The sequence below is a fragment of the Stenotrophomonas sp. JC08 genome, assembly GCF_052180205.1.
Taxonomy (GTDB): Bacteria; Pseudomonadota; Gammaproteobacteria; order Xanthomonadales; family Xanthomonadaceae; genus Stenotrophomonas.
This window is the reverse complement of record NZ_CP197473.1, coordinates 873,188-886,435: the sequence shown is the minus strand read 5'-3', so window position 1 is coordinate 886,435 and position 13,248 is coordinate 873,188. Positions and strand designations below refer to the sequence as shown.

Sequence of the window (13,248 nt, the reverse complement as noted above, 5' to 3'; positions counted from 1 at the left end):
TTTCTATCCAACCACCACGGAAGATGTGCCATGAAAGAGAAGTCGATCGGTTCGCTATCCGGTATTCCCACCCTGCTCGGCACGCTGGTGCTGATGCTGGCCGGCGCAGCCGCTGTCATCACCGCGATCGTCCTCACCAAGAACGGCGCTGACGGCAGCGGGCTGCTGGTCCTGGCCGGCATTGTGCTGGTCACCCTCGGCATCTTCCTCAGCTGCGGCCTGTACATGGTCCAGCCCAACCAGGCCGCGGTACTGAGCCTGTTCGGCAAGTACGTGGGCACGGTCAAGGACAACGGCCTGCGCTGGAACAATCCGTTCTTCACCAAGCGCAAGGTCAGCCAGCGCGTGCGCAATTTCGAAAGCGGCAAGCTCAAGGTCAACGAGCTGGACGGCTCGCCGATCGAGATCGCCGCAGTCATCGTCTGGCAGGTCGTGGACGCCTCCGAGGCGGTCTACAACGTCGACGACTACGAGAGCTTCGTGCACATCCAGTCCGAATCGGCGCTGCGCGCGATGGCCACCAGCTATCCCTACGACCAGCACACCGAGGGCCAGCTGGCGCTGCGCAGCCATGCCGCCGAGATCTCCCAGCACCTGAAGGACGAGCTGGCCGAGCGTCTGGCCGATGCCGGCGTGCAGGTGCTCGACGCCCGCATCAGCCACCTCGCCTACGCCCCGGAAATCGCCCAGGCAATGCTGCAGCGCCAGCAGGCCAGCGCGGTAATCGCCGCGCGCACGCAGATCGTCGCCGGTGCGGTCGGCATGGTCGAAATGGCACTGCTGGAACTGCAGAAAAATGCCGTGGTCGAGCTCGATGAAGAGCGCAAGGCGCAGATGGTCGGCAACCTGCTCACCGTGCTGTGCTCGGACCGTGGCACCCAGCCGGTGGTCAATGCCGGCTCCCTGTATTGAGGACGGCGGTATGAATGTTGCCGCCCCGCTGATCATCGCCGCCACCGGCATCCCCGCCCTGCTGATCGCGGTGTGGAGCGGTCGCCCCGGCACCGCCCATGCCCGCGGGCTCGGACTGCGCTGGGCACTGATCGCCCTGTGCATGTTCCTCGGTGCCACCGGCCTGTACCTGGCCGGCGACAGCCGCACCATCACCTACGCGGTGGTGATCGCGCTGGTGGTCGCCGTCAATGCACTGGGCATCTCGCTGGTGCTGCACCTGCGCCGCGGCGGCGATGGAGCACCACGGCAGTGACTGGGAAGAAGGCCTATCCGCTGCGCATCAACGCCGACGTCCTGGCGGCTGCCCAGCGCTGGGCCGATGACGAACTGCGCAGCCTCAACGCACAGATCGAATATGTGATCCGCGATGCCCTGCGCAAGGCCGGGCGGCTGCCAAAACCCAAACGCGAACCCGGGGAAGAAGAACCATGAGCAAGCAGTGGAAGTACCTCGTCGTCAAAGCCGACACCGGCATGTGGGGCACGTTCAAACCCGAGGACCTGCAGGAGCAGTTGGACAAGCACGGGCGACTGGGCTGGGAGCTTGTGAACGTGGTGCATTCGATGCCGGGCTATTCCTCGCCGACCCTGATCTTCAAGCGCGAAGCCTGACCGGCCCACCCCATGCCCATTCCGCTATCCCTGCCAGAAGACTTCGCGGTAGCCCCCGGCAGCGGCAGGCCCCTGCTGTTCCTGTGGGTGATCCTCGGCGCTGGGCTCCTGCTGCCACTGCTGCTGAGCCTCAATGCACACGGCAGCGGCCGGCTGGGCACGGCCAGCACCTGGCTGGGGCCCGCACTGGTGCTGTTGACCGGTGCAATCGTGACTGCGGCCTACCGGCGGCAGCGGATCACGCTCGATACCACCGGCCTGACCATCCGCTCTACCTTCTACACCCGCGCCGTCACCATCAGCGCGTTGAAGCTGGAGCAGGCGCGCATCGTCGATCTGGCCGAGCACACCTCGCTGCAGCCCGCCCTCAGGACCAACGGTTACAGCCTGCCCGGCTTCAGGGCCGGCCATTTCCGCATGAGCGGCGGCGGCAAGGCGTTCTGCCTGGTCACCGACAGCAGTCGCGTGCTGGTCCTGCCGCTGCGCGACGGCTCAACCGTGCTGATCAGTCCCGAACATCCACACGCACTGCTGGATGCACTCCGGCAGCTGGCCGGCGCGCCCCGCCCGGCCTAAGCTGCGGCATGCGCAACACTCCCCATGTCCTGATCAACACGCCGGAGATCGAAATCTGGCCCGGCGGCCTGCTGCGCGCGCGCAGCAACGACGATGCCCGCATCCTCGCCCGCGCTTCGCACGTATTGCGTCGCAAACGTGACGGCTGCTATCTGGCCGCGCAACTGCGCAGCGGCCTGATGCCACTGGTCAGCCGCCTGCCGGAAGAGCCCGGTATCGAGCCGGCACTGGCAGCCCTGCACACCCTGCAGTCACAGGCCTCGCGCATCCCGCCGCCGGCAGGCGAACTGCCGCTGGACGCACTGCAGCAGTGGCTGGAACATCTGGGCCTGGACAGCGAAGACTATGCCACGCAGACCGGCCTGCCACTGATCGCCGAGCCGGCGCACCTGGTGCTCGCCGGTTTCGACCGCTATCGCCGCCCGCTGTGGCTCACCCGCGCCGCCGCACGCGGATGGCAGCGCATGCAGCAGGCCGCGGCACGGCAGGGCGTCACGCTCGAAGCCATTTCCGGCTACCGCAGCCACGCCTACCAGACCGCCATCTTCGAACGGAAACTGTCGCGCGGCCTTGGGCTGGAACAGATCCTCACCGTCAATGCCGCGCCCGGCTACAGCGAACACCACGGCGGCAACGCGCTGGATATCGGCACGCCCGGTGAGCCGCCGGCCGAGGAATCCTTCGAGCACAGCGCCGCCTTCGCATGGCTGCAACAGCATGCCGGCGCGTTCAACTTCCACCTGAGCTACCCGCGCGATAACCCGCACGGCATCGTCTACGAACCCTGGCACTGGTGCCTGCGGACCTAGGCGCCATCACACAGCTACACGGCCAGCCCACGCCGCAGGTGACTGCCACCGCATCGCCCGCATGCAGCAGACCCAACGCAAGGCTCCAAACGACATCGGGCAGCCACAGGGCTGCCCGACTGCAACGCGATACGCAGGAGCCGATCAGTAGCGCAGCAGCGCCGAGCCCCAGGTGAAGCCGCCACCGAACGCTTCCAGCAGCAGCAACTGGCCACGCTCGACACGACCGGAACGGATCGCCTCGTCCAGCGCCAGCGGTACCGAGCCGGCGGAGGTGTTGCCATGCTTGTGCACGGTCACCACCACCTGCTCCATCGGCATTTCCAGGCGCCTGGCGGTAGCCTCGATGATGCGCAGGTTGGCCTGGTGCGGGATCAGCCAGTCCAGATCGGACTTGTCCAGCCCGTTGGCCTGCAAGGCCTCGTCGACCACCGAGTCCAGCGCCTTGACGGCGTACTTGAACACGTCGTTGCCCTTCATGGTCAACTTGCCCGGCTGGTCGAAACCGGTGGACACACCCGCCGGATGCCACAGCAGTTCCTTCTTGCTGCCATCGGCATGCAGATGGGTGCTGAGGATGCCGGTTTCCTCGTCGGCCTTGAGCACGACGGCGCCGGCGCCATCGCCGAACAGCACGCAGGTGGTGCGGTCGTTCCAGTCGACGATACGGGTCAGGGTTTCCGCACCGATCACCAGTACATGCCTGGCGTCGCCGCTGCGGATGAATTTGTCGGCGGTGCTCAACGCGAACAGGAAGCCCGAGCAGGCCGCGTTGACATCGAATGCCGCCGCCCCGGTCGCACCCAGACGCGCCTGGATCAGGCAGGCGGTGGACGGGAAGATCAGGTCCGGCGTGGTCGTGCCGACGATGACCATGTCCAGCTCGGAGGCCTCGATACCGGCCGCCTCCAGCGCACGCAACGCGGCCTGGTAGCCCAGATCACCGGTGGTTTCGCCGTCGGCAGCCACATGCCGCTCACGGATACCCGTTCGCGACTGGATCCACTCGTCGGTCGTGTCGACGATCTTGGCCAGATCGTCATTGGTCAACACTTTCTCGGGCAAATGACTACCGGTGCCCGCGATCCTCGAGTAGATCCGCTTGCTCATGCTGTTTCCTGTTGCGCACGAAACCGCCCGAAGGCGGTCCCGGAAGAATCGGTGCAACAGCCGTCACGCAAGCGTGGCGGCCATCACGAATCAATCTTCTTCGACGACCGAGGACTTGGTCGTGATCACCTTCTTGCCACGGTAGAAACCGTCGGCGGTGATGTGGTGGCGCAGGTGCACTTCACCGGTGGTCGGATCGGTGGACAGCTGCTTGGCGCTCAGGGCGTCATGGGCACGACGCATGCCGCGGCGGGACGGGGTGACACGGGATTTCTGCACAGCCATGGGGTTGCTCCAAACTCGGTTTCGTTTACTTCGTCGTTTAATTGCACGGGACGCCAGCGTCCAGCACTACTCTCGCTTTCGCCGCGACCGCCGACGACAACCGGCCGCTATTGTTTCTTCAGCGCCGCCAACGCCGCGAACGGGTTGGCCTTGTTCAATTCTTCTTCGGTCGCGAACCAGTCCTTCTCGACCGCCTCGCTTCCCGGTGACAGCGGCACCACGGGCACCGCCAGCACCAATTCATCCTCTACCAGCTCCAAGGGCCGCAGATTGCTGTCTTCCGGCACCAGCAGCGCCTCGTACTCCGGCGGCAATGCCGATTCCTCGGCCTCGTCGCGGATCAGCCCCAGCCGCTGCTTCAGCGACACCGGCAGCAAAAAACGCTGCAGGCTGCGCTGGCAGACCAGCGGCAGCTCGGTATCAACGGTCAGTTCGACATAGGCCACCTGCATGTCGTCGTCGCGACCGAACTCCAATGCATAGCTGCACTGGCCTTCGGTATCGGCAACCAGACCCTGCAGTCGGGTCATATCGGACAAAGGCACCTGGCCGTCAAAGCACCTGCGTGCTGCGACCATCCGCCAAGCATCCAGCAATTCGGGCACGTTCGCGGACATAAGCTGCAGAATGTTAAGGATACGCCCGGCCACTGTCAAACAAGCGGCCACCTGGGTTTGCTTTCCAGAGCGGCGCGGCGCCACACTGCCCGCGCTCCTGGACGGCCATTTTCGCATGCAAACGCTGTTTCTCGCCTCTTCCTCCCGTTATCGCGCCGGATTGCTGGGCCGGTTGGGCATTCCATTTGACTGCGTGGCGCCGCAGGTGGACGAATCGCCCCGCCCGGAAGAGCCGCCGCCGCAGCTGGCCGAGCGCCTGGCCGCAGCCAAGGCCGGGGTGGTCGCCGCGCAGCATCCCGGCAGCTGGGCGATAGGCTCGGACCAGGTCGCGGAACTGGACGGCGTGCCGCTGGGCAAGCCGGGCAGCCATGATGCAGCCGTCGCCCAGCTTGCCGCCATGTCCGGCAGGGCCGTCCGCTTCCACACCGCGCTCTGCATCGCCAACGGCCAAACGCGGCTGCATGCGCTGGACCTCACCACCGTGCAGTTCCGCACCCTGGCGATGAGTGAAATCGAGCGCTATGTGGCCATCGAACAGCCGCTGGATTGCGCAGGCAGCTTCAAGTGCGAGGGCCTGGGCATCACCCTGTTCGAGGCGATCCACAACACCGACCCCACCGCGCTGGTCGGCCTGCCATTGATCGCCACCGCGCGGTTGCTGCGCCATGCCGGCTTCATCCTGCCCTGACGGTCAGTCCCCGTAACCGGCACATCCACCGGCTGGCGGCATGGCTGCCAGCGGACAATGGATTCGAGCGGATCAAACCGCGGCCGGCCTGCCCCTGCAAAATCAGCGTGCCGGAACCTCGAACGGCTGCTCGACCCACGATTCCACACTGCCATCGGTTCCATGCAGGCGCAGCCCGAGCCAGTGCTGGCCGGGAGCCAGTGTGGTGGTATCGAGGCGGGCGCTGAAACCGGCGTGGGGATGGTTCGGATCGGTGGAGATCTTCCAGTAGCCGGTGACGTCCTGTTCGGCGCCGTAATCGGCCGTGGCCACCACCTGTCCGTCCACCAGCACCTCGACACCCCGCAATCCCACCCCATCCTTGAAGGCCCATCCCTGCACCTCGACCACCCCATCCAACCGCGCCTGCGGCAGTGGCGTGTTGATCCACGCCATCGCCGGTGCGACGCAGGGACCAGGCTGCTTTTCGGCCGGCAGCCGGAACAGCAGGAAGCGCTGGTAGCCATGATCGATGGAAACCACGCGCGGCGGCGGCAACGGCCCGACCCGCTCGCATACCTGGTGGTAGTAGGTGAGCAGGTTGCGATAACGCAGTTCTCCCGGCGCCAGCACCAGCAACTGCGGCGCAGAACGGCTGCCATCACTGAGCAGTTGCCACAGCGCCAGCTGCGCGGTGCGGCCATGGCGGTCATTGAGCTCATGCGGCAGGACCTTGATGGACGCATCCCCCAGCTGGAAGCCCAGCTCCGCACCCACCTTGAAACTGCCAGCCAGCACTTCGGTATCGGCCGGCATCTGCGCCAGTTCATCGCGCACGGCATCGGCCAGCGGCCGCCAACCGGCAAAGTTGCGCGGATAGTGTTTGCTGCCCGCCAGCTGCTCACGCTGTGACGGCATCGAGGCCACCACGTAGTAACCCATCGCCACCGTCAGGCCGAGTGCCGCCAGCACCCACACGCTGCGGCGCCAGAAGCGCGGCCAGCGCTCCAGCAGCAACGGCACGCAGACCAACAGGGCCAGATACCCCGGCAGCGGCCAATGGAAACTGATGCGCTCCACATCCGTGAAGAAGCCGGCCAGGAAGATCAGCACCGTTGAAACGGCGCCGATCAGGGCGAAATAGCGCCACAGCACCTGCCGGGCACCCGCTCCGCGGACACGCAAACCGCGCACCGCGGTCATCGCCATCGCCACAAACAGCAGTGGCGTGACCAGCAATGGCTGGATGACAAGGAACAACAGGCCTTCGCCCTGGAACGCCCACGGATGGCGCTCCAGGATCTGGAACTTCAGCCCCGCGTCGTGATTGTCCAGATTCCACGCCAGCAGCGGCAACCAGGCAGCGATGCCCACCGCCAGCGCCATCCAGACCCGCGCATCACGCAGCATCCGCCGTCCCTCGGGCAACAGCAGCAGCGCGACAAAACCGACCACGATCACCCCGATGAAGCGATAGTGGCTCAACGCACCGACCAGCAGGCCCAGCGCCAGCAGCAATGCGCCGCCTGCATCGACGTTGCGCAGCAAGAGCGCACCTGCCCACAGGCACAGCAGCGCAGCGAAGGCCATCGGCACATCCGGTACCGCCAGGATGCCGAGGGTCGCCGACAGCGGCATCAGCACGGTGAGCGCACCTGCCTGCCAGCCCGCACGCACGCCGAACCAGCGGCGGGTGATCGCCACCACCATCCACGGCATCAGTGCTCCCAGCAGCAGGAACAGCAGGCGCACGCCGAGCCGGTGGCCCCCGGCGATCTCCACGCCGAGGCGGATCATCCACGCGGTCAATCCCGGCAGATCGGAATAGGCAGCCGCCAGATGCTGGCCTTCCTGCCAGTAGAACGCCTCGTCCACGAACAGTGGCAGGTACGCAGCGACCAGAACCTTGATACTGCCCACCAGTGCCCACAGCAGCAGGAACGCCCGGTAGGCGCGTTGCTCGCTTGCAGATGCCACGTAAACTCCCCCCATCCCGTTTTTGAGACGACCATGCCCGTCGCACCGTCCGGAATGCTACCTGAAGTCACCCTACAGTCCTTACGGCGCGCGCAGGAGCAGGTCAATGCGCTGCTGCTGGGCAAGGCCCATGAAGTGCGGCTGGCGTTTGTCGCACTGCTCTCCGGCGGGCACCTGCTGATCGAGGATCTGCCCGGGCTCGGCAAGACCACGCTGGCCCACGCCATGGCCTCCAGTCTCGGCCTGCAACTGCAGCGCGTGCAGTTCACCTCCGACCTGCTGCCGGCCGACGTGCTGGGCATTTCGGTCTACGAGGCACACAGCCGCAGTTTCCAGTTCCACCCGGGGCCGGTGTTCTGCAATGTGCTGCTGGCCGATGAGATCAACCGCGCCCCGCCGCGCACCCAGAGCGCGCTGCTGGAAGCGATGGCCGAGCAGCAGGTCACCCTCGACGGCGTCACCCATGCCTTGCCCGATCCGTTTTTCGTCATCGCCACGCAGAACCCGGTGGACCTGTCGGGCACCTTCCCATTGCCGGACTCGCAGCTGGACCGCTTCCTGCTGCGCCTGACACTGGGCTACCCGGATGTCGAATCCGAACGCGCCCTGCTCGCCGGTGGCAGCCGGCGGGAACTTATCGCCCGGTCACTGCCCTGCCTGTCCGCGGACGACATCCGCCTGCTGCGCGGCGCGGTCACGCAGGTGCATGCAAGCGATGCGCTGGTCGACTACGTGCAACGCCTGCTGCTGCGCAGCCGCCAGCATCCCGGCGTGCGGGTCGGCCTGTCGCCACGCGCCGGCATCGCCCTGCTGCGCGCGGCCCGCGCCCATGCGCTGCTGCTGGGACGGGAACATGTGCTGCCCGAAGACGTGCAGGCGCTGTTTCTCGCGGTCGCCGGCCACCGGCTGGTTCCCGAGGCCGAAGCCAGCACCGGCCCCGCACTGGCGCGCGCCATCCTGCATGCGGTCCAGGTGGATTGATGCGGACAGCCCTGCGCCAGCGCTGGCAGGCGCTGCAACTGCTGGTGCGCCCGCGGCAGCCCGAATCACTGCCGGCCAGCATCGACCGGCAGCGGATCTACGTGCTGCCCACCGGCTTCGGCCTGTTCCTGTGCGGCCTGCTGGCGGTGATGCTGCTGGGTGCGCTGAACTACAACAACAATCCGGCGCTGCTGCTGGCGCTGCTGCTGGCAACCACGATGCTGGCCAGTGCCCTGCACGCCCACCTGCAGCTTTCCGGATTGCGCCTGGAAGCCCTGTCGGCCGAGCCGGTCGCCGCCGGCCAGCAGTTGCGCCTGCGGCTGATGCTTTCGCGCGGTGACGTGCGCCCGCGACGTGGCCTGCAGATCGAACATGGAACTGCAGCGGCACACCTCGACCTGCAGGGTGACAGCCGCCGGGAGGTGGACCTGTGGCTGCCGACCCGCCGGCGCGGCTGGCTCGACCTGCAACGCATCCGCCTCAGCACCACCCAGCCACTCGGGCTGTTCCGCGCCTGGAGCTGGATCTGGCCGGACACCCCGCTGCTGGTCTATCCCGCCCCGGAAACCCCGGCCCCGCCCTTGCCCGATGGCGGCTCCGGCAACGCCCGTACCCATGTCCATCCACTCGGCGATGAACTGCAGCAACTGCGGCCCTATCGCCCCGGTGATGCCAGGCGCACCATCGCCTGGAAGCACTCGGCCCGCCGCGACAGCCTGCTGGTGCGCGAATACGAACGCTCCTCCGGCACGGAGCTGGTACTGGACTGGAACACACTGCACACCCTGCCGCATGAGCGCCGTATCGCCCGTCTGGCGCGCTGGGTGGACGAGGCCGAGCGCGAAGGCCGCCGCTACCGCCTGCAGATTCCCGGCGACATCGTCACCTCCGGCAACGGTGACGCCCATCGCCACCAGTGCCTGCGCGCGCTCGCGCTGCTGCCAGCGGCATGAGCAAGCACCCGACACTCGACCCGCCCACCCGCGGCTGGGTGCTGCTGAGCGCGGCACTGGCACTGCTGCCACTGCTGTTGCAGCTGCCGGCGGCGCTGGCCATCGGCTATGCGATCAGCGCCGTGATCGTGGCCGCCCTGTCCTGGCACCGCCCGGTTCCGATGCCGCTGCGACTGTTGCTGGTGGCGGCGATGCTGCTGGCGATCTACTGGCAGATGGGCGCCCGCCCCGGTCGTGACAGCGGCTGCGCCTTGCTGGCGGCGATGCTGGCGATCAAATCCAGCGAACTGAAAACCCGGCGCGACGCCCGCAGCCTGCTCGGCTTCGCGCTGTTCGCCCCGTTCTCGGCCTTCCTGCTCGACCAGGGCCCGGCCACCCTGCTGCTGGCGCTGGCCGCAGTGACCAGCACCCTGCTCAGCCTGCAACGCCTCGCCGATGCCGACGTTGCCCATGCGTCGCTGCCACTTGCCGGCCAGCTGCATGTCGTCGGCCGCCTGATGATGGTGGCGCTGCCACTGACGCTGGCCGCATTCTGGCTGGTGCCGCGCCTGCCCACACCGCTGTGGGGCATTCCGGAACGGGCGGTTGGCCGCCCCGGCCTTTCCGACAGCCTGCGACCGGGTGAGTGGATCGACCTGATGGCCGATGACAGTCCCGCCCTGCGCGCACAGTTCTTCGGCGCGGTGCCAGCGGAGAACCAGCGTTACTGGCGCGGACCGGTGCTGACCCGCTTCGATGGCCGCGCCTGGACCCGGCTGGACAGCCAGCGCCATGCCGCCCCGCCCGCCTTGGTGGCTGCCGGCCAGCAGTGGGACTACCAGATCGAATACGAACCCACCGAGCGCCGGCAACTGGTCGCCCTCGACCTGCCCACCCGCGCACCGGAAGACGCACGGCTGGACGCCGACTACAGCCTCGGCAGCACCCGCCCGCTGACCGCACTGAGCCGCTGGCGCCTGCAATCCACCGCATACCGGCAGTTCCAGCCCGAGCTGCCGGCGTCACTGCGTCAGCAGGCACTACACCTGCCCGCCGGCTTCAATCCGCGCACGCTGGCACTGGGCCGCCAGTGGCGCACGGATGCCGGCGACGATGAGGCCGCCATCGTCGAGCGCGCCCTGCAATGGATCAGCGGCGAATTCGCCTACACGCTGGAAACACCCTTGGCCGGCCGCCACAGCGCCGATGAATTCCTGTTCGAGCAGAAGGCCGGTTTCTGCGAGCACTTCAGCTCCGCCTTCGCCGTGCTGATGCGCAGCGCCGGCATCCCCGCCCGCGTGGTCACCGGTTACGCCGGCGGTGTGCGCAACCGTTTTGGCGACTACTGGGTGGTGCGACGGATGGACGCGCACGCCTGGACCGAAGTCTGGCTGCAGGGGCGCGGCTGGGTGCGGGTGGACCCGACCGCAGCGGTCGCTCCGGAGCGCATCTATGACACCCTCGAAGACCGCCTCGGTGCGGGCGGCAGCGGCGGCGCCGGCTTCACCATCGCCGGGCAGTGGAACCGCATCGCCCAGTTCGGCGACTGGATGCGCCGCGGCTGGAACGACATGGTGCTGTCGTTCGACGCCAGGCGGCAGCAGCAGCTGTTGCGTCCACTGGGCATCGAGCGCCTGCAACCGGCGCAGCTGATCACCCTGTTCGCCACCCTGGCGCTGCTGGCGATCGGCGGCATGATCTGGCTGCTGGCACGCGGCGAACGCGAGCGCGACCCGCTGCTGCGCGCCTGGCACCGGCTGGAAGCACGTTATGCGCGACTGGGACTGGCGCGCGAGATCCACGAGCCGGTTCTTGCCTGGGCACACCGCGTGGACCGCATCCGCCCCGGCAGCAACCTGCCGGTGCTCAGCCAGCGTTTCAGTGATGCGCGCTACGCTGGCGCCATGTCCGACCTGGCTTCACTATTGGCGGACCTGCGCAGGCATCGTCCGAACTCCGGAGCACGACCATGAAGATCCGCATTTTCCTTGCCCTCGCCGCCAGCCTGACGCTGGCCGCCTGTGCCACCGCGCCCAAACCGCTGCAGGGGCAGTTCAGCACTGTCTCGCCGCGCGACTCCGTTGCCCAGCAGCAGACCGGCACGCCGGTGCGCTGGGGGGGCCGCATCATCGAAACCCTGCCCGGACAGGGTGAAACCTGCTTCCAGATGCTCGCCCGTCCGCTCAACGGCACCGGCCGTCCGAGCAGCACCGCAGCCGATGCCAGCGACGGCCGCTTCATCGCCTGCCGCGCGGGCTTCTATGATCCTGCGGTGTTCGAGCCGGGCCGCGATGTGACCTTCATCGGCCGCGTCGAGGGCTACCAGACCACCCGGATCGGCGAGTACGAGTATCCGCTGGCCAAGATCGCCGCCGACGTGGTCTACCTGTGGCCGCTGCAGCGTGAAGTGGACGTGGTGCCGGCCTATCCATACGGCCCGTGGGGCCCGGGCTGGGGTCCCGGCTGGGGCTGGGGTTACCGCGGCTGGTGGTGAGCCCGGCCAGCACATGAAACCGCAACGCCGCCTCCGGGCGGCGTTTTCCGTTGCGGCGGGACAGCTACGCCGGTCAGGGCAACACCGGAAAACAGCACGCCTCAGGACCCATCAACGCGGCCCACCGCTGGCGCAATTCCTGCCGTTCCAAAGGCAAAAACGCCACCCGGAGGTGGCGCCCTGCTCTGTCCGTCCAGCCAGCCTCACGCCGTGCCGAAATGTCCCAGCGGCGCACCGGCCAGCAGGTGCAGATGGATATGGAACACCGTCTGTCCGGCATCCTCGCGGCAGTTCATCACGATGCGGTAGCCGTTCTGCGCCAGCCCTTCCGTGCGTGCGTATTCGGCCGCGGCCAGGGCCAGCCTGCCGATCAGGTGCGCCTGTGACGGCTGCAGGTCATCCAGCGTCGGAATGACCTCGTTCTTCGGGATGAAAAGCACATGCACCGGCGCCTGCGGGGCGATGTCCTTGAAGCCCAGCACTTCCTCGTCCTCGTAGACGATGCTGGCGGGAATTTCGCGGCGGATGATCTTGCCGAAAATCGTATCGGTCATGCGGCGGCTCACTGCGGGAAACGGCCTACAGCTTACCGTTTCGGCAGCGGCTATTCGCCGACTTCGCTGCGGCTGCCAAACGCATGCGACAAGGTGCCGCGATCCACGTATTCCAGCTCCCCGCCCAGCGGCAGCCCCTGCGCCAGACGGCTCGGCCGCACCTTGTGGCGGCGCGCCAGTTGCGCCAGATAGTGCGCGGTGGCTTCACCTTCGACGGTGGAGTTGGTGGCGATGATCAGCTCGGTGACCTCGCCCTGCGCCAGCCGGGTTTCAAGCTGGTCCAGGCCCAGCTCGCGCGGGCCGATGCCATCCAGTGGCGACAGCCGTCCCTGCAGCACGTAGTAGACGCCGCGATAGCTGGTGGCATGTTCGATCGCCAGACGGTCGGCCGGTGACTCGATCACGCACAGCATCTGCCGCTCACGGCTGCTGCTGGCGCACACCGGGCACACCTCGCTCTCGCTGAAATCGCGGCATTGCACGCAGTGGCCGACCTTCTCGATGGCTTCGGCCAGCACCTCGGACAACCGCTGGCCACCGTCGCGGGCACGCTCCAGCACGTGATAGGCCATGCGCTGGGCGGTCTTCTGGCCGACGCCGGGCAACACCCGGAAGGCTTCGATCAGTTGTTCCAGCAGCGGCAGGCTCATCGCAACAGGCTCTCTTCAAAACGAACGCGCG

The 13,248-nt window shown here is 67.3% G+C and carries 17 protein-coding genes; 11 read left to right on the top strand and 6 right to left on the bottom strand.

Annotated features, from left to right (window positions below; genetic code table 11):
• Nucleotides 1–30: 30 nt before the first annotated feature.
• Genes ACSBPQ_RS04070 through ACSBPQ_RS04045 form a run of 6 tightly spaced genes read left to right on the top strand, consistent with a single transcriptional unit; the run spans nt 31 to nt 2,950 of the window.
• A complete protein-coding gene (locus tag ACSBPQ_RS04070; RefSeq protein ID WP_442683785.1) occupies nt 31–912 on the top strand; it encodes an SPFH domain-containing protein in 882 nt (293 codons plus the stop codon).
• Between the two features lie 10 nt (nt 913–922).
• Entirely contained in the window at nt 923–1,207 is a 285-nt protein-coding gene (locus ACSBPQ_RS04065) for a hypothetical protein (protein ID WP_442683784.1), read from the top strand.
• Entirely contained in the window at nt 1,204–1,386 is a 183-nt protein-coding gene (locus ACSBPQ_RS04060) for an Arc family DNA binding domain-containing protein (protein ID WP_442683783.1), read from the top strand. The genes ACSBPQ_RS04065 and ACSBPQ_RS04060 overlap by 4 nt, the downstream gene beginning before the upstream one ends.
• Nucleotides 1,383–1,565 (top strand): DUF4177 domain-containing protein, encoded by a 183-nt coding sequence (locus ACSBPQ_RS04055; RefSeq protein ID WP_442683782.1) that lies wholly within the window; start codon nt 1,383–1,385, stop codon nt 1,563–1,565. Before ACSBPQ_RS04060 ends, ACSBPQ_RS04055 begins: the two co-directional genes overlap by 4 nt.
• 12 nt (nt 1,566–1,577) lie before the next feature.
• Nucleotides 1,578–2,141: a PH domain-containing protein gene (locus tag ACSBPQ_RS04050; RefSeq protein WP_442683781.1), complete on the top strand. Its 564-nt coding sequence runs from the start codon at nt 1,578–1,580 to the stop codon at nt 2,139–2,141.
• 8 nt (nt 2,142–2,149) lie between these two features.
• On the top strand, nt 2,150–2,950 hold the full coding sequence (locus ACSBPQ_RS04045; RefSeq protein WP_442683780.1) for a M15 family metallopeptidase: 801 nt from the start codon (nt 2,150–2,152) through the stop codon (nt 2,948–2,950).
• A 144-nt stretch (nt 2,951–3,094) separates the two neighbouring features.
• On the opposite strand, the gene ACSBPQ_RS04040 is transcribed toward ACSBPQ_RS04045, so the two are convergent.
• The 3 genes from ACSBPQ_RS04040 to ACSBPQ_RS04030 all read right to left on the bottom strand — a co-directional run bounded on the left by ACSBPQ_RS04040 (nt 3,095) and on the right by ACSBPQ_RS04030 (nt 4,962).
• Nucleotides 3,095–4,060 (bottom strand): beta-ketoacyl-ACP synthase III, encoded by a 966-nt coding sequence (locus ACSBPQ_RS04040; RefSeq protein ID WP_442683779.1) that lies wholly within the window; start codon nt 4,058–4,060, stop codon nt 3,095–3,097.
• Between the two features lie 90 nt (nt 4,061–4,150).
• Nucleotides 4,151–4,345: a 50S ribosomal protein L32 gene (gene rpmF / locus ACSBPQ_RS04035; RefSeq protein ID WP_442683778.1), complete on the bottom strand. Its 195-nt coding sequence runs from the start codon at nt 4,343–4,345 to the stop codon at nt 4,151–4,153.
• Nucleotides 4,346–4,452: 107 nt separating this feature from the next.
• Entirely contained in the window at nt 4,453–4,962 is a 510-nt protein-coding gene (locus ACSBPQ_RS04030; protein WP_442684503.1) for a YceD family protein, read from the bottom strand.
• A 115-nt stretch (nt 4,963–5,077) separates the two neighbouring features.
• On the opposite strand from ACSBPQ_RS04030, the gene ACSBPQ_RS04025 reads away from it, so the two are divergent.
• Complete coding sequence (locus tag ACSBPQ_RS04025; protein ID WP_442683777.1) at nt 5,078–5,650, top strand: Maf family protein; 573 nt, start codon at nt 5,078–5,080, stop codon at nt 5,648–5,650.
• A 102-nt stretch (nt 5,651–5,752) separates the two neighbouring features.
• Here the strand turns inward: ACSBPQ_RS04025 and ACSBPQ_RS04020 are convergent, their stop codons facing one another.
• Nucleotides 5,753–7,606, bottom strand: a complete 1,854-nt coding sequence (locus tag ACSBPQ_RS04020; protein WP_442683776.1) for a glycosyltransferase family 39 protein — start codon at nt 7,604–7,606, stop codon at nt 5,753–5,755.
• Nucleotides 7,607–7,639: 33 nt separating this feature from the next.
• On the opposite strand from ACSBPQ_RS04020, the gene ACSBPQ_RS04015 reads away from it, so the two are divergent.
• The 4 genes from ACSBPQ_RS04015 to ACSBPQ_RS04000 are packed head-to-tail and all read left to right on the top strand — an operon-like array spanning nt 7,640 to nt 12,013.
• Nucleotides 7,640–8,587 (top strand): AAA family ATPase, encoded by a 948-nt coding sequence (locus ACSBPQ_RS04015; RefSeq protein WP_442683775.1) that lies wholly within the window; start codon nt 7,640–7,642, stop codon nt 8,585–8,587.
• The gene (locus ACSBPQ_RS04010; protein ID WP_442683774.1) at nt 8,587–9,540 is read left to right on the top strand and encodes a DUF58 domain-containing protein; all 954 of its coding nucleotides are present in this window, start codon (nt 8,587–8,589) and stop codon (nt 9,538–9,540) included. Before ACSBPQ_RS04015 ends, ACSBPQ_RS04010 begins: the two co-directional genes overlap by 1 nt.
• Nucleotides 9,537–11,492 (top strand): transglutaminase family protein, encoded by a 1,956-nt coding sequence (locus tag ACSBPQ_RS04005; protein WP_442683773.1) that lies wholly within the window; start codon nt 9,537–9,539, stop codon nt 11,490–11,492. The genes ACSBPQ_RS04010 and ACSBPQ_RS04005 overlap by 4 nt, the downstream gene beginning before the upstream one ends.
• Nucleotides 11,489–12,013, top strand: coding sequence for a Slp family lipoprotein (locus ACSBPQ_RS04000; protein WP_442683772.1), 525 nt, complete (start codon nt 11,489–11,491; stop codon nt 12,011–12,013). The genes ACSBPQ_RS04005 and ACSBPQ_RS04000 overlap by 4 nt, the downstream gene beginning before the upstream one ends.
• A 203-nt stretch (nt 12,014–12,216) precedes the next feature.
• Here ACSBPQ_RS04000 and ACSBPQ_RS03995 read toward each other — a convergent pair whose 3' ends face one another.
• Both ACSBPQ_RS03995 and recR read right to left on the bottom strand, forming a co-directional pair.
• Entirely contained in the window at nt 12,217–12,567 is a 351-nt protein-coding gene (locus tag ACSBPQ_RS03995) for a histidine triad nucleotide-binding protein (protein ID WP_442683771.1), read from the bottom strand.
• Nucleotides 12,568–12,617: 50 nt separating this feature from the next.
• Nucleotides 12,618–13,217, bottom strand: coding sequence for a recombination mediator RecR (recR, locus tag ACSBPQ_RS03990; protein WP_442683770.1), 600 nt, complete (start codon nt 13,215–13,217; stop codon nt 12,618–12,620).
• Nucleotides 13,218–13,248: the final 31 nt, after the last annotated feature.